Annotated in this window: 18 protein-coding genes; 4 read left to right on the top strand and 14 right to left on the bottom strand. The window is 49.2% G+C overall.

Annotated features, from left to right (window positions below):
• Positions 1 to 97: 97 nt before the first annotated feature.
• Both SPIBUDDY_RS04285 and SPIBUDDY_RS04280 read left to right on the top strand, forming a co-directional pair.
• Positions 98 to 1,105 (top strand): IS1/IS1595 family N-terminal zinc-binding domain-containing protein, encoded by a 1,008-nt coding sequence (locus tag SPIBUDDY_RS04285; RefSeq protein WP_013606063.1) that lies wholly within the window; start codon positions 98 to 100, stop codon positions 1,103 to 1,105.
• 242 nt (positions 1,106 to 1,347) lie between these two features.
• Complete coding sequence (locus tag SPIBUDDY_RS04280) at positions 1,348 to 2,442, top strand: ABC transporter ATP-binding protein (RefSeq protein ID WP_013606533.1); 1,095 nt, start codon at positions 1,348 to 1,350, stop codon at positions 2,440 to 2,442.
• A 102-nt stretch (positions 2,443 to 2,544) separates the two neighbouring features.
• Here SPIBUDDY_RS04280 and mmsB read toward each other — a convergent pair whose 3' ends face one another.
• From mmsB to SPIBUDDY_RS04255, 5 genes are all read right to left on the bottom strand, one after another.
• The gene (gene mmsB, locus SPIBUDDY_RS04275; RefSeq protein ID WP_013606532.1) at positions 2,545 to 3,732 is read right to left on the bottom strand and encodes a multiple monosaccharide ABC transporter permease; all 1,188 of its coding nucleotides are present in this window, start codon (positions 3,730 to 3,732) and stop codon (positions 2,545 to 2,547) included.
• Positions 3,733 to 3,799: 67 nt separating this feature from the next.
• The gene (locus SPIBUDDY_RS04270; RefSeq protein WP_013606531.1) at positions 3,800 to 5,347 is read right to left on the bottom strand and encodes an ATP-binding cassette domain-containing protein; all 1,548 of its coding nucleotides are present in this window, start codon (positions 5,345 to 5,347) and stop codon (positions 3,800 to 3,802) included.
• A gap of 117 nt (positions 5,348 to 5,464) precedes the next feature.
• Positions 5,465 to 6,562, bottom strand: a complete 1,098-nt coding sequence (locus tag SPIBUDDY_RS04265; RefSeq protein ID WP_013606530.1) for a substrate-binding domain-containing protein — start codon at positions 6,560 to 6,562, stop codon at positions 5,465 to 5,467.
• Between the two features lie 299 nt (positions 6,563 to 6,861).
• Positions 6,862 to 7,371 carry a DUF2179 domain-containing protein gene (locus SPIBUDDY_RS04260; RefSeq protein WP_013606529.1) on the bottom strand — a complete coding sequence of 170 codons (510 nt, stop codon included), beginning with the start codon at positions 7,369 to 7,371 and terminating at the stop codon, positions 6,862 to 6,864.
• A 209-nt stretch (positions 7,372 to 7,580) separates the two neighbouring features.
• Positions 7,581 to 8,888 carry an aspartate kinase gene (locus SPIBUDDY_RS04255; RefSeq protein WP_013606528.1) on the bottom strand — a complete coding sequence of 436 codons (1,308 nt, stop codon included), beginning with the start codon at positions 8,886 to 8,888 and terminating at the stop codon, positions 7,581 to 7,583.
• 140 nt (positions 8,889 to 9,028) lie between these two features.
• Between SPIBUDDY_RS04255 and SPIBUDDY_RS04250 the strand changes: the two genes are divergently transcribed.
• Entirely contained in the window at positions 9,029 to 10,309 is a 1,281-nt protein-coding gene (locus SPIBUDDY_RS04250) for an MFS transporter (RefSeq protein ID WP_013606527.1), read from the top strand.
• A gap of 78 nt (positions 10,310 to 10,387) precedes the next feature.
• Positions 10,388 to 11,743: an MATE family efflux transporter gene (locus tag SPIBUDDY_RS04245; protein WP_013606526.1), complete on the top strand. Its 1,356-nt coding sequence runs from the start codon at positions 10,388 to 10,390 to the stop codon at positions 11,741 to 11,743.
• A 258-nt stretch (positions 11,744 to 12,001) separates the two neighbouring features.
• Here the strand turns inward: SPIBUDDY_RS04245 and SPIBUDDY_RS04240 are convergent, their stop codons facing one another.
• The 9 genes from SPIBUDDY_RS04240 to SPIBUDDY_RS04200 all read right to left on the bottom strand — a co-directional run bounded on the left by SPIBUDDY_RS04240 (position 12,002) and on the right by SPIBUDDY_RS04200 (position 22,037).
• Positions 12,002 to 12,463 carry a VOC family protein gene (locus SPIBUDDY_RS04240; protein WP_013606525.1) on the bottom strand — a complete coding sequence of 154 codons (462 nt, stop codon included), beginning with the start codon at positions 12,461 to 12,463 and terminating at the stop codon, positions 12,002 to 12,004.
• A 173-nt stretch (positions 12,464 to 12,636) separates the two neighbouring features.
• Positions 12,637 to 14,190 (bottom strand): glutamine-hydrolyzing GMP synthase, encoded by a 1,554-nt coding sequence (guaA, locus tag SPIBUDDY_RS04235; RefSeq protein WP_013606524.1) that lies wholly within the window; start codon positions 14,188 to 14,190, stop codon positions 12,637 to 12,639.
• A gap of 58 nt (positions 14,191 to 14,248) precedes the next feature.
• Positions 14,249 to 14,770 (bottom strand): ECF transporter S component, encoded by a 522-nt coding sequence (locus SPIBUDDY_RS04230; RefSeq protein ID WP_013606523.1) that lies wholly within the window; start codon positions 14,768 to 14,770, stop codon positions 14,249 to 14,251.
• A gap of 13 nt (positions 14,771 to 14,783) precedes the next feature.
• Positions 14,784 to 15,551, bottom strand: coding sequence for an energy-coupling factor transporter transmembrane component T family protein (locus tag SPIBUDDY_RS04225; RefSeq protein WP_013606522.1), 768 nt, complete (start codon positions 15,549 to 15,551; stop codon positions 14,784 to 14,786).
• A complete protein-coding gene (locus SPIBUDDY_RS04220) occupies positions 15,548 to 16,972 on the bottom strand; it encodes an ATP-binding cassette domain-containing protein (RefSeq protein ID WP_013606521.1) in 1,425 nt (474 codons plus the stop codon). The genes SPIBUDDY_RS04225 and SPIBUDDY_RS04220 overlap by 4 nt, the downstream gene beginning before the upstream one ends.
• 7 nt (positions 16,973 to 16,979) lie before the next feature.
• Positions 16,980 to 17,720, bottom strand: a complete 741-nt coding sequence (locus tag SPIBUDDY_RS04215) for a lysophospholipid acyltransferase family protein (protein ID WP_013606520.1) — start codon at positions 17,718 to 17,720, stop codon at positions 16,980 to 16,982.
• Between the two features lie 15 nt (positions 17,721 to 17,735).
• On the bottom strand, positions 17,736 to 19,454 hold the full coding sequence (locus tag SPIBUDDY_RS04210; RefSeq protein WP_013606519.1) for an ABC transporter ATP-binding protein: 1,719 nt from the start codon (positions 19,452 to 19,454) through the stop codon (positions 17,736 to 17,738).
• A gap of 1 nt (position 19,455) precedes the next feature.
• A complete protein-coding gene (locus SPIBUDDY_RS04205) occupies positions 19,456 to 21,096 on the bottom strand; it encodes a DEAD/DEAH box helicase (RefSeq protein ID WP_013606518.1) in 1,641 nt (546 codons plus the stop codon).
• Between the two features lie 128 nt (positions 21,097 to 21,224).
• Positions 21,225 to 22,037, bottom strand: a complete 813-nt coding sequence (locus tag SPIBUDDY_RS04200) for an aminotransferase class IV (protein WP_013606517.1) — start codon at positions 22,035 to 22,037, stop codon at positions 21,225 to 21,227.
• Between the last annotated feature and the right edge of the window lies 1 nt (position 22,038).

Below are 22,038 nucleotides of genomic sequence, written 5' to 3'. Positions count from 1 at the left end.
GAAATTAGTGGTAAGGTAATAAGGCATTGAGAGGGCGATGGAGCAGAAGATGTGGTAGTCCCTGCCCATTGTTCTCCCAATGCTTAGGACTACCACAATGCCCAAGCATATCACTTCATCCAGGAAGGAGACACCCTGGACCGGCAAGGACGATGCGACCCCGTTGCAATCATTCATTGATGCAATCAATCTGTCCAACTACAAGAAGAAGCATCCCTCAATTTCGGACACCGAAGAAAGTGAGCTTCTCAACTCCTATGCACCCCAGGAGTGCCGGTATTGCCAGAGCCTCAAGATCCAGAAATACGGATTCACGAGCAACCATGTCAGACGTTACCGGTGTTCGGATTGCGAAAGGACTTTCACGGTCACAACGGGCACCATATTCGACAACCACAAGATACCCATAAGCGAATGGGTGGATTATCTGCTCGGCTTGTTCAGGATGCAGAGCTTCAACTCAGTATCGAAATCAAACAGAAACAGCGACACAACAACGAATTACTGGACATCCAAACTCTGCCTTACACTCAGGGGATACCAAGATACTATTGTTCTCAGGGGAAAAGCTTACATCGATGAGACCTTCTACAAGCTGAGGAAAGAAGATATCCAGATGAAGGAGGATGGGCTGCAGTATCGTGGTCTATCACGAAACCAGATCTGCATGGGGATAGGATGCGATCTCTCCGGCCATGTTTTCTGTACCATCGAGGGGAACGGAAAGACATCCTCCAAGAAAACGTTGGAGGCATTCCTTCATCATATCGAGCCAGGGACAACCCTTGTCCATGATAGAGAGAAAAGCCATGACAGTCTGGTGAAAGACCTGCACTTGGTGAGTGAAGCTCATAGCTCGAAGTCGCTCAAAGGCTTGCCTGACAAGGAAAATCCAATGAACGAAATCAACCAGCGCTGTCGACAGCTCAAGCAGTTCCTGAACTCGCATTCCGGTTTTGACAGAGCCAATCTCTCTGATTACTTGAACCTCTTTGCTTTTATTGTCAATCCTCCCAACGACCCGTACAAAAAGATTGAAACTCTACTCAACAGGGTTTTCGAAAACCCTATTTCGCTCAGTTACAGAGAGAAATACTCAAACTAACGCTCTATTTGCAGTTGGCGACCAACACTGTGCAAAAGAGGGTTTTTTCCTTAAAAGAATCGGATAGAAAAAATACGGTGATATTGAGTAGTCAACAATGCTTTTTACTTCTCAATATCACCATTATTTCTTTCTTTTATAACTATTTATTACGTTGTATAAAAAACTTTTCTCATTTTTTGTTTGACAGCTGGCATCCCCTAGGGTAAAGTGAACGGTAGATAAAATAAATTGGAGGCATTATGGCCACAGTACAACTCAAGAATCTTTGCAAAGTGTACGATGGTGGAGTAAAGGCCGTCGACAATGTCAACATTGACATTCAGGACAGACAGTTTGTCGTCCTCGTCGGACCTTCCGGTTGTGGTAAGTCCACAACACTCCGCATGGTAGCAGGTTTGGAAGACATCACCAGTGGTGAGCTCTACATCGATGGGAAACTCGTAAATGACGTTCCCCCGAAGGATAGGGACATCGCCATGGTATTCCAGAACTATGCTCTGTATCCCCACATGACCGTGTATGATAACATGGCATTCGGTCTGAAAATCCGCAAGTTCCCCAAGGAAGAGATTGACCAGCGTGTACGTGAAGCAGCAAAGATCCTCGAGATCGAAGAACTGCTTGACAGAAAGCCCAAGGCTCTCTCCGGTGGACAGAGACAGCGTGTTGCAGTAGGACGCGCCATTGTCCGCAAGCCCAAGGTATTCCTCTTTGACGAACCACTCTCCAACCTCGACGCCAAACTTCGTGTCCAGATGCGCGCAGAGATTTCCTCCCTGCACAACCGCCTCCAGGCCACGATGATTTACGTCACCCACGACCAGGTTGAAGCTCTGACCATGGCAGACGTAATCGTCGTCATGAAGTTCGGCATCATCCAGCAGATTGGTGGACCTCTCGACCTCTACAACAACCCGCAGAACAAGTTCGTTGCAGGTTTCATTGGATCTCCTCCGATGAACTTCCTCGAGACTGCCGTTGAAGCTGATGGTTCTGACATTTATGTTAATGAAGGTTCCTTCCGTCTCAAGGTTACTGCAGAGCAGAAAAAGATGTTGACTCCGTATGTCGGTAAATCTGTCACCTTCGGTATCCGCCCTGAAGATGTAGTCTTCAGCAATACCCCCAAGGACGGCGAGACCATCAACGGTTCTGTCAGTGTTGTTGAACCTCTCGGAAGTGAGACCCACGTATTCGTGGCTACTTCCAGAAGCCAGGTTGTTGGTAAGATTGAACCTACCCTTGTTCCTAAGCCGGATACCAAGATTTCCTTGATCCCCGACATGGTAAAGGCAAAGTTCTTCGATCTTGAAACCGAACTGGTAATCAAATAAGGTAGCTTTTCATAATCGCCGGCTCAGCAATGAGCCGGTTTTTATTTGACCCCTGTGAACTGAAAATCCACAGGGGTCAAAATTAGGCTCAGCTAGGTACTATTATGCTATCTTCGATGACCTTGATTTTGAATACAGGTCGAATGCAACGGCTGAAAGAAGGACAAAACCCTTGATCGCTTGTTGCCAGTCTGTACTGATGCCGATAATTGACATACCGTTGTTCAGCACTCCGATGAACAAGCCCCCTACGACTGCTCCAATTACCGTCCCTATTCCTCCCGATACAGCAGACCCGCCGACATAACAAGCGGCAATGGCGTCCATCTCAAAGTTCTGTCCGGCCTTCGGAGTGGCGGAGTTCAAGCGTGCTGTGAATACCATCGCAGCTACCGCAGCCAAAATCGCCATATTGGTATAAATCCAGAACATCACCCACTTAACCTTGACACCCGATAGTTCTGCAGCTTTTCTATTTCCACCGAGTGCGTAAATATGGCGGCCTTGGACAGTCTTGGATGCAACAAACTGGTACCCTATTACAAGGATGCCCAGCAGAATCAAGATATTGGGAAACCCTTTGTATATCGCGAAAACAACGGTGAAAGCGACAAGCACGGTTGCTATGAAAACCACCTTTGCAAGCCAGATTCCCTGAGGAAGTAGGTCAAAGTCATATTTCTTCTGTTTTTTCCGTTTCTGTATCTCACTGAAAATAATCAATGCGACAATGAGAAGACCGATCAGCAAGGTAAAGATATGAAAATGGACAGTTCCAATCTTCATTCCCCCAAACGGATCGGGGATGTATCCGGATGACATCAACTGGAATTCCCTGGGGAATGGAGCCTTTGTCTGCCCTTTCATAATAACCTGTCCCAAACCACGGAAAACCAACATACCAGCCAACGTGGCTATGAAGGGAGGAACATTCACGAATGCAATCCAGAACCCTTGCCACATTCCGATCAGCGCTCCTACAAGCAGTGCAAGCAACATCGCTACATACGGATTCCACTGCAGGTCCACCATCATGACTCCGCAGAGTGCACCGATGAAACAGACGATGGAGCCGACTGAGAGGTCGACGTTTCCCGTCAGCGTACACAGCAACATGCCAACGGCAAGAATCAGGACATAGCTGTTCTGAAGTACCAAATTCGTCAGATTTACCGGTCTGAAAAAGATACCATCCGTCAAGAGTCCAAAAGCGACCATCGCCACAGCCAAGGCGATGACCATCATGTACTGCCTCACATTCTTTTTCAAAATCGCAATCAAGCCATTCATCCCACACTCCTTATCAAATGCTCATCAAGTTCTCTGTCACACCAACACCGGGGCAATCAACACTGCCTTAATTATTCAGGATATTGCGCATGATCTCTTCCTGGGTCGCGGTCTTTCCCGACAGTTCAGCGGTAATCCTGCCCTCGCTCATTACATATATCCTATCGCACATCCCGATAATCTCCGGCATCTCACTGGAAATCAGAAGACATGCCATTCCTTGGTTGGCAAGCGAGTTGATGATTGTATAAATTTCATGTTTAGCACCAACGTCGATTCCGCGGGTGGGTTCATCCAGGAGCAAGACCCTTGGGTCGGTGAACAACCATTTTGAAAGAACGACTTTTTGTTGGTTGCCTCCTGAAAGATTTCCTGCCATCTGCAGTATTGTCGGCGTCTTCGTGTTGAGCCGCTTGCAAAAATCTTCCGCCACGACATTCTCATCATGCTCATTGATCACCGACATATTGGAAATTTTCTTCAGCTTCGCGATTGTCGTATTCTCTTTGACGTTCTGAATCATCACAAGTCCCAATTCCTTGCGGTCTTCAGGCACATAGGCAACACCGTGTGCAATAGCCTTGGGAATTGTGCTGATATCGACTTCTGCGCCTTCAATCAACGTTTTTCCCGTGATGTTCTCACCGTACGCCCGCCCGAACACACTCATGGCAAGTTCAGTTCGTCCAGCTCCTACCAATCCAGCCAGACCGACGACCTCCCCGGCCCGCACATTGATATTCACGCCATCGAGTTTCTTTCTCTCCGGGTTATCGGGATTTTGCACCGTCCAATCCTTGATCTCGAACAGGATATCCCCGATGAGATTGTCTCGCTTGGGGAACATTTCAGTAATTTCCCGTCCGACCATCCCCTTGATAATCCGCTCTTCACTGATGGACACCAAGCTTTCCTTCGTTCTGGCTACCTCAAGCGTCTCAATTGTTCTGCCGTCCCTGAGAATCGTAATGGAGTCAGCAACAGCGGCGACTTCATTAAGCTTATGGGAAATCAACACGGAAGAAATATAACTCTTGTCACGGAGTTCCTTGAGAATCTCAAGCAGATGCTTGCTGTCCTTCTCATTGAGTGCGGAAGTGGGCTCGTCAAGAATCAGCAATTTTGCGTGTTTTGCCAAGGCTTTGGCAATCTCAACCATTTGCTGCTTCCCCACCCCCAGCCTGTTCACCGGAAGATTGGGATTCTCGTTCAGTCCAACGCGCTCCATATATTTCATAGCATCTTCACGGGTCTTGTCCCAGTTGATGATATTGAATTTCGCACGTTCGTCGCCGATGAACATATTCTCAGCGATGGAAAGATAGGGACTCAACGCCAATTCCTGATGGATGATGACGATTCCAGCTTGCTCACTCTGCTTGATATTGGAGAACGTGCAACGCTTGCCCTCAAAAAAGATGTCTCCATCGTATGTACCATAGGGATATACACCCGACAGTACTTTCATCAATGTAGACTTTCCGGCACCATTCTCTCCAACCAAGGCATGAATTTCACACTCTTTTACATCCAGACTTACATCATCAAGCGCTCTCACACCTGGGAAAGTCTTGGTGATATGCTTCATGGACAGCAGAATAGAATTGTTTGGCATACAGGTCCCCCACAATACAGACCGGAACCCGATTCCAATTCAGCCGCAGGCAGATGGCATCGGGTTCGCGATCATGTGATACAATTCCGGCTTCCGTAATGAAGCCGGATACGCTAGTTACAGTCCAACCTCAGCGGCAGTGTGGTAGCCGGTGTCGACTACTTCAGCCTTCAAGTTATCCTTGGTAACAATAACGGACTTCAACAGTACGGAAGGTACGATATACGGCTTGCCGTTCTTGATGGAGTCATTATTATAACTGGTGGTATCCAGGCCCTGGGGAACTTCACCACGCATGATCGTGTCTACCAGAACAACGGTAGCCTGACCAAGTACGCGGGTATCTTTCAGGACGGTTGCATATTGGTCGCCTGCGAGAATTGACTTGCAGGAAGCAACAATACAATCCTGTCCGCCGACAACCGGCAGCGGTTTGCCAGCTGTACCATACCCGACGGCTTTGCAAGCTTCCAGTGTGGAAAGACTGATCGGATCATAGGGAGAAAGAATTCCATCGAGCGTCTGGTTGGTGTAATGTGCAGAGAGAAGATTCTCCATTCTGGACATTGCCAATTCATTGCTCCAGCGCAACGTTCCAACCGTATCCATGCCCTGTTGGCCTGAACCGATCTTGAGAGTGCCATTGGCAAAATAGGGCTTAAGCCTATCCATGGCGCCGTCATAGAACTTATAAGCGTTGTTGTCATCGGGAGATCCACCGAACAGCTCGATCAAGAGCGGCTTTTTCTTAGGATTGTCCAGATTCATCCCCTTGATGAGGATATCGCCCATCTGCTGGCCGACCGCATAGTTGTCGAATGACAAATAGTAATCTACGTTCGGTGACTTCATAATCAGGCGGTCATACGCGATTACAGGAATTTTTGCTTCCGCTGCTTTCGCAAGAACATCGCTCAAAGCAACACCATCAATTGAAGCGATGACGAGTACTTTCGCATCCTTGGTAATCAAATCCTCAATCTGACGAACCTGGGTAGGAATATCGTCGTCCGAGAACTGCAAGTCAACCTTGTAACCAAGCTTTTCCAAACCGCTCTTGACTGCCGCGCCATCCTTATTCCAGCGTTCTTCCGACCTGGTAGGCATCACAACACCGATCATTCCTTTACTTGACGAACTTTCGGCAGCACCTGCTGCAAAAACCATGGTCATTGCGTATAACAGGACCATTCCTACTACGAGCAACTTTTTCATACTCAGCCTCCTTCTAGTTTTTTGCGTTAACGATAACGCACCAACGTAAACAAAACCACCAAAAAAGGTGTCTACGTAACTCTAGCACCGGTAAAATGTGCCGTCAAGCTTTTTTAGGAAGGCGATTCTCTGAGAAAAGAAGACAACCGCCGGCCAAGAACCTGCGGTAACGTTACTTCTAAATTTTAATCTACAAAAACCTCAGCCACAAGGTCATTTACCGATACATCGAATCTCCTTGCAAAAAACCTGTAAGGATTCGGGGCTTAAAAGCCCCAATTCCCTTGCTCATGTCCCTATTACAACAATGCGTTCTGTCTCCAGCGAATATCCTCTATGACTAAATAGCAGTTCTTATCGATACTGCGGGCAAGCTGCGACACTTTCTTGGCATCTCTTCTTCGTACCTGTACAAACAAGAGAATCACCTGCCCGTCCCTTCCGCGCCCTTCAAACTCAGTAACCCGAAAGCCTGCATCCCTGAGCATGGAAGCAACTTGCTTCCCATTGGTTGAGAATACCTTGACCACCTGGTCCCCTATCTTCAGCAGGTTTTCTATGGTCATACCCACAAAGGTACCGGATGCAAAACCCAAGGCGAACGAAAAAGCCGTCAGAGGGTCTGAAAGATCGCTGAGTACCTTGGATACGGCGAATACCCAGACCAAGGATTCCAAGAAGGCGATGCAAAACGTAATGAAACGCTTTCCCCGAATAATCATGGCATGACGAATCGTACCGAGCGATACGTCAACCACCCTGGCGATAAAAATGACCAAGGCCAACATAAGCGATGCATTGGTAAACACAGGCCTACCCTCTCTCTGTATTGGGAATGGAACAGCTGTCCATGTACCCATACCATATGCGAGAACGCAGAAAGAAACAATTGCTATCTATTCCTTTCTAATATTCCTAAATAGGTATGGTTTTTATAATTCTTTTTATTTGTGATTGTATACCGAAAAGAGCAGCCTTCCTGTAAAAGGAAGGCTGCTTGGCTCTCCGAGAGGGAGTATCAGGCAAACAAGGCTTGATACAGACACTTCACAGCATCTTGAGCCTGATCGGCATTCACTCCCAGTAGAATAGAGGTATCTGATGATCCGTAGTTGAAGAAATTGAGCTTGATGCGGGCATCGGCCAAGGCAATCGTACTCTTGGCAATCACGTCAGTTTCGCTCATCACACCAGCTCCTACTATGCCGACTACCGCATGTCCGTGATCCACGGCGATAAAGTCAAGCTGGAATTCACTCTTTATACGAACGCACATGGCATTGAGGACGCTATCGCTTGCCTGCGTTGATTCAAAAAACCATACGATGCTGTCTACACCGAACAAAGAGAATGCAGGCCGAATTCCAAAAATATGGAGCATGGTCAACAGGGCGTGCCTGATACCGGTACTCTTGAACAGCATCAGCTTGCGTAGGGTGAGACGGCTGTAGCCGCTCTTCTGCGATACGCCTGCAAGGGGATGCCCGTCAATTTCACGATCTTTTACAATCATCGTCCCGCTATCCAACGGGGCATTGGTATTTTTTACATTGATGGGAATCTTGGCTGCGATAACGGGAGCAATGGCCTCTTCGTGAAAAACCCCAGCCCCAACACCGGCAAGTTCGCGAACTTCCCGGTAGGTCATCGTCTTGATGACCTTTGCATCCTTCACCAACCGAGGGTCAACACTGAATACGCCACTGACGTCGGTCCAGTTCTCATACACCCGGGCCTCGGAAGCCTGACTCAGGATTGCTCCCGTGATGTCCGAGCCACCTCTACTGAAGGTCTTCACTTTCCCTTCGGTACTGCAACCATAAAAACCGGGGACGATATATTTCTCGCCTTTCTTCAGAACCTTTTTCAGATTTGTGTAGGTGTCCTCATGCACGGTCCCGTCATCCTTGATGACGATAAGCGGATCGGTATCGAGAAACGTCCATCCAAAATACGCGGCAACCAAGCGGGCGCAGAGGTACTCGCCGCGGCTCGCAGCATACTCGGCACCATGTCCCGCATCAATCATCTGCCGCACTTCGTCAAGAACGGGAAGGAAGGGTTTTTGATCCATTCCCAAATCACTGAGGATGCTGGTATAGCGATTTGCGACCTTCTTGAACAGCTCACGACAGGACTGGCCCTGCTGCACCATCAAGTTGCAGTTGTAGAGCATGTCAGTAACCTTCTCATCGTCCTTATTACGCTTGCCGGGGGCCGAAACTATCACTATTTGCCTGGCTGGGTCTGCATCAATAATTGATTTAACTTTCTGTATTTGTTTGGCATCAGCAACCGAGCTTCCACCGAATTTGCACACGATCATGGGGGTAACCTCCCACCTTATAAGAGATATCTAAGTGCGTATTGTATTGAAGGATAGCCTGTTGTGCAAGTGAACGTGTCTACAGAGAAAATACATGACAGAAAGCCTGTTCACTGCTACTCTACGTACAAGAGGATTTCATGCAGGACTCAAAACGATCGATTTTTGCGTGGGCTTTTTACGACTGGGCCAACAGTGCATTTGCAACGACAGTCATGGCGGGCTTCTTCCCTGTTTTCTTCAGTGCCTATTGGGCGGTTGGGTCCAGCAGCCAGCAAGGCACATTTTACTTGGGTGTTGCCAATTCACTGGGGTCGCTCATCGTAGCCCTTCTGGCTCCTTTTCTTGGTGCCATCGCAGATTGGGGAAGCTATAAAAAACGGTTGCTCGCTTTCTTTGCCCTCTTGGGCTCGGTGATGACGGCAAGCCTGTATGTCCTGCAACTTGGTAATTGGCCCATGGCCGTTCTCTTTTACTCACTGGCCGTGGTAGGTTTCAGTGGAGCCAACACATTCTACGATGCGTTGCTTCCCTTTGTTGCCTCGGAGAAAAAAGTCGATTATGTCTCATCCCTTGGGTACAGCCTTGGATATATCGGAGGGGGATTGCTGTTCTTGGTCAATGTACTGATGTACCTCAATCCTTCATGGTTTGGTTTTTCCAATCAGGAGAGCGCCATCAAGGCGTGTTTTGTCATCGTAGGTATCTGGTGGGTCGTATTCACCCTTCCGTTGCTCCTATTTGTGAAAGAAGAAAAACCACAACAGGCTTTGCGTGTCGGTCAGGCAGTGCGCAAAGGTTTGCGTATAACCATAAAAACGGTACGCAGCTTCAAGCAACTAAAAACCATTGCTCTTTTTCTGGTTGCCTATTGGCTCTACATCGATGGTGTGGATACCATCATCAGAATGGCTGTGAACTATGGAACCAGTCTCAACTTTCCCAGCGAATCGCTGATAATTGCACTGTTGATCACTCAGTTTGTTGCCTTTCCTTCCGCACTTCTCTACTCGGCTTTCGGCCACAAAATTGGTGTAAAGAAAGCCCTGTTGGTTGCCATCGGTGCCTACACCGTCATAGCAATTCTTGGGTATTTCATGACCAAGCCCCTCCATTTCTATCTACTGGCGGTAATCATCGGCCTGTTTCAGGGAGGCATACAAGCACTATCACGATCCTATTACACCCGTCTCATTCCCAAGCAGCGTTCTGCAGAGTTCTTTGGTTTCTTCAATATGCTCGGAAAGTTTGCAGCCATCATCGGACCGCTTTTGATGGGTGTTGTCACCCTGCTTACCGGGAATGTCCGTTCAGGCATTGTGAGTCTGGTAGCCCTCTTTGCGATAGGATTCATTCTGCTCAGGCGTGTCGATGAGCAAAAGGGACAAAAAGAGATTGAGGCATTCCTGAAGCAACAGTAAAACCCGGGGATGCTTTACTATATATAAATGCTGTGGTATTACTACACTCTCTGATACATCAGTGAATAAGGAAAACCCATGCAAGCCTTGCAAGAAAATAAAATGGGGGTCAAACCAGTCCCCTCTCTCATTCTGTCCATGTCCTTTCCCATCATGCTCAGCATGCTCGTACAAGCGTTCTACAACATTGTGGACAGCATGTTCGTATCCCACTACAGCCAGACAGCCTTGACGGCAGTCACCTTGGCCTTTCCTCTACAGAACCTTCTTATCTCAGTCAGTGTCGGGACCTCGATAGGAGTCAACTCCCTGCTCTCAAGAAAACTAGGATCCCGAGACCTCGCTGCAGCCAAAAAGGCTGCAGGGAACGGGCTCACCCTTTCGGTACTCAGCTGGATTTTCTTTGCCCTGATCGGTCTTTTCCTTACCAAGCCTTTCATAAGCTTCTTTTCCAGCGATCCTGAATTAATTCTGATGGGAACCCAATACAGTACCGTCTGCCTATTCTTCTCCCTTGCCATTTTCATCGATATTACGTGCGAGCGCATTATGCAGGGCACCGGAGACACCTTCCACCCGATGATCATCCAAGGCACCGGGGCTATCGTGAACATCATACTCGATCCGATTCTCATCTTCGGCCTCTTCGGCTTCCCCCGTTTGGGTGTATTGGGTGCTGCGATTGCAACCGTGTTCGCCCAGCATGTATCGGCAGCCCTTGCCATCTACTATGTGAAGAAAAACAAGGAAATCAAACTGGACCGACCTTCGTTCCGCCTCGAAAAGCAGACGGTAAAGGATATTTACGCAGTCGGGCTTCCTTCCATCATCATGCAGGCGATAGGGACCATCCTGAACACCAGCCTGAATAAGATTCTCATTGGTTTCGGCACCGCTGCCGTGGCAGTTTTCGGTATCTATTTCCGTCTCCAATCGTTCATTTTTATGCCGATATTCGGTCTGAACAGCGGCATGATTCCGGTCATCGGCTACAACTATGGTGCAAGAAGGCCCAAACGCATCATCAGCGCAGTCAAAGTCGGCATCATTGTATCGCTATCGATCATGAGCGTCGGGTTTGCCGTTTTCACCTTCATTCCCCATATCCTGCTCGGGCTTTTCAATGCTACCGATGAGATGATGGCCATCGGGGTGGTTGCCATGCAGCGCATCAGCCTGTGCTTCATTTCTGCAGGCTTCTGCATCGTACTCGGCGCCTTGTTCCAGGGAACCGGTGATGGATATATCTCCATGATCATCAGCGTGACACGACAGCTCATATTCTTACTGCCTGCCGCCTACTTGCTCGGTCATTTCGTCGGCTTGGATGCCCTGTGGTACTCATTCATCATTGCCGAGACATCCTCGCTTGCCCTCACCATTTTCTTCTTCAGAAGGGTGTATGTGAAGAAAATCAAGACATTATCTGCATAAGGATGCGTTGACATCCAAACCCTGGATGTCAACGTACGTTTTGCAGTATCTTTCTGGAATTAATACTATGTCTTTGCTCGAGTTCTCATCGCTGTAATGATGGACTGGGGTGTTGGTGGTAATTAAAGATTGATTTGCCGAAACTAAAAAATCCATCTGTTGCGAGGTTCATTGTGTGTCAGATGAAACAACTAGCTACCAGAGCAACCGGTAATGAGAGAGCTTATAGTACGTTGATTGCTGTTGATTCCCACACACTTATTTTTTCAAATATTTCTTAATATACTCTATCGGCACTTCCATCCGGATGGCAGTCTCTTCTTCAGTCATACCACGTTCAATGAACCGCCTGACAACCATCCCTATTTCCTCAGCAACTTCAATAATATGGTTATCTACATCATAAAATCTGACAACACGCTGGCCCCAAGTATGTACCAACGGTTCATGTATGTAAGAAATGTCACATGTTGCCAGATGCTCCAAAAAAGCATCCATATCATTCTCTTCAAAATAGAGTTCATATGCATTATTCGATAAAACCACGTGTTCCTTTCTGATAAAATCTTTCCAAGTATCGAGTGTCTGTAAAAATATGCCCTGTTCCAACATAACATTAGCTCCAAAATCACCGATGACTTTCAAGCCCAGAACATGCAAATAAAATTCCTTACTCGTATCCATGTCCGAAACAGCGATGAGTGTACCTGAATATTTCATGCATTTCCCCTTTTCAATAGCAAGATAATCTTACTCCAGGAAATGCAAAATGACCAGAATCCAAATAAGGAGCAGGCATCTGATCGACACCTACTCCTTCTCGTGATCAAGAATCATCAACAGTGATTCGTATCTGGAAACCCTGAAAATCAAGGGATTCTCACTCTATCATGTTACTCCCACTCAATCGTCCCGGGAGGCTTGCTCGTTATATCGTAGAGCACCCTGTTGACTCCGGAAACTTCGTTGCAGATCCTGCTTGCAGCACGCTGCAGCACATCCGCAGGGAACCGGAACCAGTCGGCAGTCATGGCATCCTCACTGGTAACAGCTCGGAGAGAACATACTTCCTCGTACGTGCGTTCATCGCCCTGCACGCCTACACTCTTGACAGGCAAAAGACATGCAAGCGCCTGCCAGATATCATGGTACAAACCTGCCTTGCGAATCTCATCGATGAAAATGGCATCGACATCCCGCAGGGTATCAAGGCGCTCTTTGGTAACTTCACCTACACAACGGACACCCAAGCCGGGACCCGGGAACGGATGGCGGGTGACCAGAACCTCAGGCAGCCCAAGTTCCCGACCCAAGGCCCTCACTTCATCCTTGAACAATTCACGCAAAGGCTCAAGCAGGTCCCACTTCAAATCCTCGGGAAGGCCACCGACATTGTGGTGGCTCTTGATCGTGGCCGAAGGACCACCTGAGGGACTCTTACTCTCAATTACATCCGGATACAGCGTTCCCTGGGCAAGGAAGGAAATCTCCCCAGCCTTGCGGGCTTCACTGTAGAAGGTATCGATGAAGACCTTGCCGATAATCTTACGTTTGGCTTCCGGCTCGGATACACCCGCCAAAGCAGAGAGGAAAGCCTCCTCTGCATTAGCATACTGCAACCTGATCTTGTAGTTGTCCCGAAAGAGCTTGAGCACCATCTCAGCCTCACCCTTGCGAAGCAGACCATTGTTTACAAATACGCAAACCAACTGATCGCCGATAGCCTTGTGGATCAAAACTGCCGCCACAGCGGAGTCGACACCACCGGAGAGACCGCAAAGCACTTGCTTGTCCCCTACCTTGGTACGAATTTCCTCAATGGCATTCGCAATGAATGAACCCATATCCCAATTCGGTTGCGCCTTGCAGATGCCTAGTACGAAATTCTCCAGGAAAGTCTTGCCTTCGGTAGTGTGTACCACCTCAGGGTGAAATTGCACTCCGTAGAATTGCTTCTCTTTGTTCTCGATAACCGTATAGGAGCAGTTCTCGGTACTGCCTGTGTGCTCAAACCCAGCAGGAAGTGCACTTACAGAATCACCATGACTCATCCAAAGCCTAGAATTCTGTCCTATCCCCTTGAGCAATGCAGATGCAGGATTCAAAACATTCAGATCGGCAAATCCGTACTCTCGTTTATCCGGCCGTTCGACACTGCCGCCGTTCTGGATGCTCATAACTTGCAGTCCATAGCAAATACCCAAAATGGGAATACCCAGTGAGTACACCCCCTGGTCGGGGCGTGGCGAACCTTCAGCTCTCACTGAAGCAGGACCACCGGAGAAAATTATGCCTTTGGGTTGCATAGCCTTAAGAGCTTCGGCACTGGTCGTATAGGGGACTATCTGGCTATAGACGTGCATCTCCCTCACCCTGCGCGCGATCAATTGGCTGTATTGGGCTCCAAAGTCGAGCACTACGATGGTATCATGGGGGAATTGTTGCATGCTGCGTTCCTCTTTGTTCAAGATTTGTTGCGATTATAGCGAAATTGGAAGCGAATTGCTACCAAGCAAGCGAACGTACCGGAGGATATGCACGCTTAACCGCACTGGCCACACCCAAACCGAGCACAAACCCTACTGCACTTTGAGCGATGTTGCCTGGAATTTCGGCGGCTGCAACACTGGCTGTGCTGATAAACAGGGAAGAGAGTGCAAAGTAGCCGAGCGACACGGTAGCAATACAGACAAAGCCTGCAAGCAACTTACGGATCAGCGAAGCTTCCTTGTCACCCTTCTGCCGTACGATGAGAGCGATTAAAAGAGCCTCTATCCCATGCACCACAAAGGAAATAGGCGCCCACTGGGCATACCCGCTGATCAGATCAGCCAAGGCAGTTCCCAAGCCAGCTGCAATGAAAGCAGACCAGGGACCGAAGGTAAAGGCGATGAAGCAGATTGCTACATCACAAAGGTTGAGATACCCCTTTGCTGTCGGGATACGAACGACCATGGTAAACACGACGACCACTGCAGTAAGTACAGCGACGACGGCTACCTTCAAAGCATTCCTGTTCTGTTGCATGTTGATTCACTCCTCAAGCTTTGCATAGCAACCAAAGCACTACTGGGATGATAGCTGAAAGCAGAAAGTGGGTAAAGGGATGTCGGTAGGAAGCAAGGTTGTGATACTGACTGCGTCGATTCGATAGCCCGAATCCACGCATTTCCAGACTCATAGCCAGATTGGGGATGGAGCGCAAGGCTACCACCAAGGCACTAGTCAAGGTCGGCACCAAATCCTTCAGTCGTTGCAAGAGTCTGCGACCTTGCTCGGCTTCAGCCTCACGCAAGCGGTGTGACTCAGCTATCTGGCTGAAACTGTCGGCGATGAAAGGAATGTAGGTGAAAGCCAACGTCACCACCAAACCTGCTTTGTACGGTAGGCGATACCACCTGAGGGCCAGCATAACCTCGTTCATGATGGTGGTGGCAAACAGCAGCGTACATACATAGGAAATGCCGATGAACCGTCCTGCAAGCCGACCAGCCTGCAAAAGCCCTTCCTTGGTCACTACGGTAAACGAGCCGAATTGCACCAGAGCCTGCCCATCGCGGACATTGAAAGGCATGAACAACACCATGAACAGAAGCATGGGAAGTATCGACCGAAAGGTCTTCCATGCATGGGAGAAACCCGTATTGCACGCTGTTGTCAGGATTATGAGCGCCACGGCTACATACAACCCCACCAAGTGTACGGGGAGAAAGAACCATACACACAAAAGAAGCATCAAAAGAATTTTTGCCCGCGGATCGAAGCGGTAGAGCCAGCCGTTTCCTGCGACAAAGGTACTGGTGGTCATAGGCTAGCCATCCTTCCATCCCCGATGCCGTAGCCGCGTTGGGCGATACCTCTGGCGAATTGACGGTCGTGGGTGATAAGCAACAAGCCCGCACCCTTCTGGCGCAGCCTAGCAATTATGGAAAGCGCGCTGTTATACGTCAGCGAGCTATCGAGTTCATCCAGCACATAGAACGGCCGGTCAAGGAGAAAGTAGACAGCTGCCTGCAGAGCTTTTCTGAGTGGATAGCTCATGGTAGTGGGGGTATCACCGAGCTTGAGGCCGAACAGGTCGGCGCACTCTGAGACTCGGCTTCTCATTTCCTCGGGCTTCAAGTCCTTGCGCCGTTTCAACGACCAGGAGAGTTCCTCCTCAACAGTCGGGAGGAATATTTGGAGGTCAGGGTTCTGGAATAAATACCCCACCTTCTTGGAGAGCTCCTTGGAGGTGAAAGGCTGCCCATCGATACAGACAGCACCGCTTATTGGATCGTCCAAGCCGCAAAGCAGGCGAGAAAACGAACTCTTTCCGCTGCCGTTCGGTCCTACCAATGTAACGAGTTCCCCACTATCCAGATGGAAATTCGGAACGCTCAGGCTGAACATTTGGCCTTGCAGAGTACTCAACCTTTTTCGCTGAGCTTGTAAATCGATGCATGATAGCGTGTGTTTTTTACAGGAATCCAGTACCTGCCCATCCAAAGGGCTGGGAAGGTCGTCCCCACAGAGACGGGAAAACCGGGGAAGCAATGCATCAAAAGCCGGGGTATGGATGCGCTTTTGGTCAAGAAGCACCACTTGATCAAAAAGATCCGAGAATTCCTGGAGGTAGCGGCTGGCAAGTACCAAAATGGTATTGTCCGACTCCTGGATGGTCTTTCTCAGTTGGTCACGCCATGTTTGGTCCAGATCATCAAACGCCTCATCCAGAATCCACAGGCGTGCCTGAAGCACTTCCTGGACTGCAAGCAATACTCGCTTGCGCTCCCCCCCACTGAGTTCCTGTTGACTTGAGGTTCGAAGCGACTCCAGTCCCCAATGCCCGAGCGCCGCATCAATGCGTTCTTTCATTTCGCTGCGACTCAGTCCCAGAGACTCCAACCCGAATGCAAGCTCCTCCTCAACCGAGGTGGCTACAAACTGTTCTTGAGGATTTTGGGATACATAGGAACAAGACGTAAGCAGGTCCCAGGGTTCGAGCGTGGAAAGATTGCGGCCGAACAGGCTGATGGTTCCACGCAAGTTGCCTGGAAAATATTTCGGGCACACCCCGCAGATAATTTTTGCCAAGGTGGTCTTGCCCTTGTTGAATGGGGCAAGCAGCAATGTTTTACTCCCCTCGCCCAGCTTGAGGGAGAGATTGCTGAACAAACTGTCACATTCCTCTTCTTTCCAGGAGCGGTAGGTGAATTCGAGATTGGAAATATGAAGGGCGTGTTGCATACGCAGCCTAAACTTGGCCGGGAAGCTCGTCAAACCGTTTGGCGATGGTCCCATAGACCACTTCGTGGAGTGTTGCAATTTCCTCATTGCTCAGGCCGGCGGTAGGAATGGGCTTTCCAACGGATACATAGGCATGCACCCTTTTGCATCCTTTCAAATGCTCGAACCCTGCGCGCAGACCCTTGATGGTGATGGGTACTATATCGGTTTTGGACCGGGTAGCAAGTTTAAGACTCCCATTTTTCAGTTCCCCGATACGACCGCTCTTGCTTCTCGTCCCCTCAGGAAAAACGAGCATGCTCCGCCCTTGCTTGAGCTGCTCAACACCCTTGAGGATGGCCTTGATGGCGTCGTGGGGGCTTTTACGGTCAATGAAGATGCAGCCGAGGGCATAGCACCAAAGATTGATGATGGGTATTTTCTTCACTTCAGCCTTTGCAAGAATGGTAGCCCACAAATGTGCAGGACCAACAAAGGCGACAATATCGAGCAGACTCTGGTGATTGGCCACAAAACAGATGGTACCGGTAGGCGGAAGGTTCTCCTTGCCGTCCACATGCACCGTCACCCCTAAAAAGAAGAGGATGCTGTTGCCGATGAAATGACCGCACCGCGCAAGATGGCGATTTTCTGCATCCTTGAGCTTAAAAAGTCGGAGAAAAAGAGCCGGTAGGAAGGCATATACCAAGGAGAGAATTAAAATTGGAATGATGAACAATGCTGCAAATACAATGCGTATTTTTCTCATGCGATCTCCTCCACGTTAGGAAAAGTCCTGTGTTTTATAGAGTTTTGCGTACTGGCCATTCATTTCCAACAGCTCGGCATGCGTTCCAGACTCAACCAGTGTACCCTCATCGAGGACCAAGATGCAATCGGCATTCTTCACCGTTGTCAGCCGATGGGCAATGACAATAGCTGTCCTTCCGACCGAAAGACGGGCAAAGGCTTCGGTTATAAGCTCTTCACTTTCGGTATCAAGGCTGCTGGTAGCCTCGTCAAAAATTAGAATGGAAGGATTCTTCAAGAACACACGGGCGATGGAGATGCGTTGCTTCTGTCCACCGCTGAGCAGCGTCCCCCGTTCCCCCACCTGAGTATCCAAGGCGAGAGGAAGAGAACGAACAAAATTGCCGAGGTTGGCGGCATCCAGGGCTGCCCAGAGCTGTTCATCGGTTGCATCCACTTTTCCGTACTTCAGATTCTCCCGGATTGTGTCATCAAAGAGAAAAATATTCTGCTGTACAAAACCAATATGCTGACGCAGTGAATTTTGCCTGATTTGCTTGATATCCTGACCATCGATAAGAATTCTGCCCATCTTGGGTTCATAGAATCGCGGAAGCAGGGAAGCAAAGGTGCTCTTGCCGGCACCCGACTCTCCCACCAAGGCAATGGTGGAGCCACCGGGAATGGAAACATCGATATCCTTGAGGATAAGCTCCGGTGAGTTTTCATAGGCAAACGAGACATGCTCGAAGCGCACCGTCCCCTCTTTTACCTTCAAATCCTTGGCATCCTTCACATCGGTAATGCCAGGATGCTCATCCATGACCTGGGTAAAGCGTTCAAAGCTGGCCATGCCCTGCTGCAGTTGTTCAGTGAAGTTGATCAGCCGGTCTATGGGAGGGAGCACCACCCCTACATACAGAATGAAAGTTACCAGATCGTAGGATTCGACCTTGCCCATGAAAATCAGGACGGCCCCGCCGGCAATGGTGCAGAAGTAGTAGAGATCCCTAAAGAAACCGATAACCGAGTGATAGCGGCCCATAACCTTGTACTGCTCCATTTTGCTGTCGCGCAGTACATCGTTTACCTGATTGAACTTTTGTTCCTGGTAGGACTCCCTTGCAAAGGATTTGACTTCACGGATTCCCATCAATGAGTTTTCGACATTGCTGTTCACGTCGGCAACCGTGGTACGTACCTTGCGGAATGTGGCCTTCATTCTCCGACCGTAATACACCCCGTAAAAGACTATGATAGGAAACGGGATGAGTGAGATGAAAGCCAGGGGAACACTGTAACTGAACATCAGGATGTATGAACCTACAATCGTTGCCACGCTGATGATCAAATCCTCAGGGGCATGATGGGCCATCTCGGTAATCTGAAAAAGGTCGTTGGTGATGCGGCTCATCATATGTCCGGTCTTGGTCCTGTCGAAGTAGCCGAAGGAGAGTTTCTGCAAATGGGCAAACAACTCACTGCGCATATCCGTCTCCATCCTCACACCCAGGATGTGACCCCAGGTGACTCGGATGTATTGGCAGACGGCCTGCAACATGTAGATGATCAGCATCAGGGCAAAAATTATGAGCATGTGCTCAAGATTCTTCTGGGGAATTTCGACGCGAAGCAATTGTCTGGTCAGGCTCGGAAACAGAATGGACAGAGCAGATGCAAGGATTGCCACCCCGATATCCAGAAAGAAAAGCCCCTTGTAGGGGCGATAGTAGGCAGCAAACCGTTTGAGCATCCTACTTCTTCCTCCTGAACAATCGAGCAAAAAATCCAAGTTTCTTCTGTGGACTCTTACTCTGATCCTGCTCCTTCGCTACTGTCATGGCAGCAACCTTCTTCACCGGTGTCCTAGGAACCTGTGTAGTAGCCTGAGAAGGTCCACTTTGACCTCCCTCATTCTGATACTGCTGCTTATAGTAGGCCAATCTCTCTTCCAGGGAGAGATTCTGAATCTCTGCATAGCTCTTGGAACCAGGACGCCTGCGCCTGGTCTCGGTCGGTCTGGCCTGCTCTTGCTCAGCTCTTCTGGGTCTGCTTGCAACAGTTTCGTCAGCCCGTCTTGGAGGACGGGGACGATCGGGGCGATCGGAACGTTGTTCAGAACCTCTTCGTAGCGGAAGCGGACCTTTTCTACCTCTCGGGGCGGCCCCATTTCTCGGTCGAGCTGATGAAGGTGCGTACTCGTCATTGCTAACCAGATCACGGAACGAATAGGAAGCACTGGCATCCACGACCTCAGGGAGTTCACCTTCCTCGGGCCAGATAACCGGAATTTTCATCTGGATGTAGTTTTCGATGGGTTCAAGATTGAATACATACTCTTCGTCTGCCAATGTGATGGACTTCCCGCTTTTACCAGCCCTGGCTGTTCGGCCGATACGGTGCACATAGCTCTCAAAGTCATCGGGGATGTCATAGTTGACTACCAGCTGCAAGTCATCGATTTGCAGACCACGGGCGGCAACGTCGGTGGCAACAAGGAACTTGATCTTGCCATCCTTCATCCGTTCGATGGTCTGAAGGCGCTTTGTCTGGGGAAGGTCACCCATCAGGTATTTGGTGGGATAGCCGTTGAGCGAAAGGCGCTTGGCAACTTCGATGCAGCGGGCCTTGGTGTTGGTAAAAATCAGGCAGTTCTCAGGATTCTCTTTTTTCATCAACTTCAGAAAGAGACCGAACTTTTGGTCCTTGGAGATGTGAAAAAGTTCCTGGGTAATGGCTTTTACTGTAATTTCTTCGGGTTGCACTTCAAGTTCGACCGGCTCGTTCATAAAGGACCAAGCAAGATTGCGGACTTTGGTACCCAAAGTGGCGGAGAAAAGCATGGTCTGTCGATCGGTGCAGGCTCTGAGGAGGCTGAACATTTTCTGGATATCGGGATAGAAACCCATATCGAAGAGACGGTCGGCCTCATCCACGATGAAGATATCAAACTGGCGGAAGTCAATTTTGTGCATTTTCTGGTAGTCGAGGATACGACCCGGGGTGCAAACAAAAATGTCACAGCCTTTTTCCAGAATCTCATCCTGCTTGCCGTAGCCTACCCCGCCAAAAAAACACCCTACCGAAACGTCGTCCATTCCAGAAGCGAGTTTGAGGGTATCTTCCTCGATCTGTACGGCAAGTTCTCTGGTAGGGGCAACGATCAGGGCTTTGGGCTTGCTTTTGCCCTGGTTCTGGGCTTCTACGAATGACTGAAGGATGGTCAGCACATACACTGCGGTTTTACCGCTTCCAGTCTTGGACTGGGCCATGACATCACGATGGGAAAGACTGATAGGAAGCACCTTTTCTTGTACTTCCGTACAATCGGTGAAACCCGCAGCCTCAATGCCTTTGAGCACTTGCTCACTTAAGGGTAATTCAATAAATTTCATTGGTACTATATATCGCCTTTACTAGAAATAGCTGTGTAACACAGATAAAGAGAGACCTCGCGGGAGGACCCTTCTCTTTAAAGATAGAGGAAATTACTACAATTGTCCACCTCAGTGGATGTAGTTTATCAATCGTCGAGTTCCCAGCCCCTGACAAGCTTGGTTATCGCCAGAGTCTTTTCAAAGGGTCCAGGGAACAGGCGGTCATCCACCCGGCTTAGCGGCATTGCAGCCATACTGGTGGAACTGATGAAGACTTCATCATAGAGGCCACCGGCGATATCCTCTTTTGCAGGCGCATCGAAAATCACGGAGAAACCCAACTGACGGGCAGCCTTGATCACCCGATCGCGGGTAATGCCCAGAAGTACCTGCTCGTCTGCTGCTGTATAAAGATTCTTTTCCTTGAATGCAAAGAAATTGCTTCTCGTCCCCTCCAACACCTTTTGGTGACGGTCGACCAAGAGGGCTTCAAAACAACCCTGGCTGCGGGCTTCTTCAAGTGCCATGTAATTGAGCAACAGATTGCCGGTTTTGCAGGAAGGATAGAGGCGCTCCCCCAAAAAAGTAATGGCTTTGACACCCTGGGTATAATGGGTATCGGGATAGGAGAGCAAAGCACTAGCCAACACAAACAATTGCGGCTGTGTACCCCCGTAGAGCTGGATACGCAAGGACGCCTCTTGGATGGCATCCTTTTCAATCAGGTCATACACCCATGTACTGATTTGCTGTTTTGTAAAAGGGTGGACCAGTTTGATGCCCAAGCAGGAATTCTCCAATCGGGTCAGATGGTCCTCAAGGTGCACGGCGTGGCCTTTGATGACCCGTAGTGCCTCATAGGTAGAGAATCCAAACTGGACTTCCCGTTGGGTCACCTCGACAACAGCATCCTTGGCAAGAATGACCGTCCCATTGTATATGGCGTGAACACCTACCATC

Source organism: Sphaerochaeta globosa str. Buddy (assembly GCF_000190435.1).
Taxonomy (GTDB): domain Bacteria; phylum Spirochaetota; class Spirochaetia; order Sphaerochaetales; family Sphaerochaetaceae; genus Sphaerochaeta; species Sphaerochaeta globosa.
The sequence above is the reverse complement of the archived record's forward strand: the minus strand, read 5'-3'. Positions and strand labels throughout refer to the sequence as shown.

Coding starts and splice junctions, on each gene's coding strand:
- SPIBUDDY_RS04285 (WP_013606063.1), top strand. CDS start 98: ATGCCCAAGCATATCACTTCATCCAGGAAGGAGACACCCTGGACCGGC.
- SPIBUDDY_RS04280 (WP_013606533.1), top strand. CDS start 1,348: ATGGCCACAGTACAACTCAAGAATCTTTGCAAAGTGTACGATGGTGGA.
- mmsB (WP_013606532.1), bottom strand. CDS start 3,732: ATGAATGGCTTGATTGCGATTTTGAAAAAGAATGTGAGGCAGTACATG.
- SPIBUDDY_RS04270 (WP_013606531.1), bottom strand. CDS start 5,347: ATGCCAAACAATTCTATTCTGCTGTCCATGAAGCATATCACCAAGACT.
- SPIBUDDY_RS04265 (WP_013606530.1), bottom strand. CDS start 6,562: ATGAAAAAGTTGCTCGTAGTAGGAATGGTCCTGTTATACGCAATGACC.
- SPIBUDDY_RS04255 (WP_013606528.1), bottom strand. CDS start 8,888: ATGATCGTGTGCAAATTCGGTGGAAGCTCGGTTGCTGATGCCAAACAA.
- SPIBUDDY_RS04250 (WP_013606527.1), top strand. CDS start 9,029: ATGCAGGACTCAAAACGATCGATTTTTGCGTGGGCTTTTTACGACTGG.
- SPIBUDDY_RS04245 (WP_013606526.1), top strand. CDS start 10,388: ATGCAAGCCTTGCAAGAAAATAAAATGGGGGTCAAACCAGTCCCCTCT.
- SPIBUDDY_RS04240 (WP_013606525.1), bottom strand. CDS start 12,463: ATGAAATATTCAGGTACACTCATCGCTGTTTCGGACATGGATACGAGT.
- guaA (WP_013606524.1), bottom strand. CDS start 14,190: ATGCAACAATTCCCCCATGATACCATCGTAGTGCTCGACTTTGGAGCC.
- SPIBUDDY_RS04230 (WP_013606523.1), bottom strand. CDS start 14,770: ATGCAACAGAACAGGAATGCTTTGAAGGTAGCCGTCGTCGCTGTACTT.
- SPIBUDDY_RS04225 (WP_013606522.1), bottom strand. CDS start 15,551: ATGACCACCAGTACCTTTGTCGCAGGAAACGGCTGGCTCTACCGCTTC.
- SPIBUDDY_RS04220 (WP_013606521.1), bottom strand. CDS start 16,972: ATGCAACACGCCCTTCATATTTCCAATCTCGAATTCACCTACCGCTCC.
- SPIBUDDY_RS04215 (WP_013606520.1), bottom strand. CDS start 17,720: ATGAGAAAAATACGCATTGTATTTGCAGCATTGTTCATCATTCCAATT.
- SPIBUDDY_RS04210 (WP_013606519.1), bottom strand. CDS start 19,454: ATGCTCAAACGGTTTGCTGCCTACTATCGCCCCTACAAGGGGCTTTTC.
- SPIBUDDY_RS04205 (WP_013606518.1), bottom strand. CDS start 21,096: ATGAAATTTATTGAATTACCCTTAAGTGAGCAAGTGCTCAAAGGCATT.
- SPIBUDDY_RS04200 (WP_013606517.1), bottom strand. CDS start 22,037: ATGGTAGGTGTTCACGCCATATACAATGGGACGGTCATTCTTGCCAAG.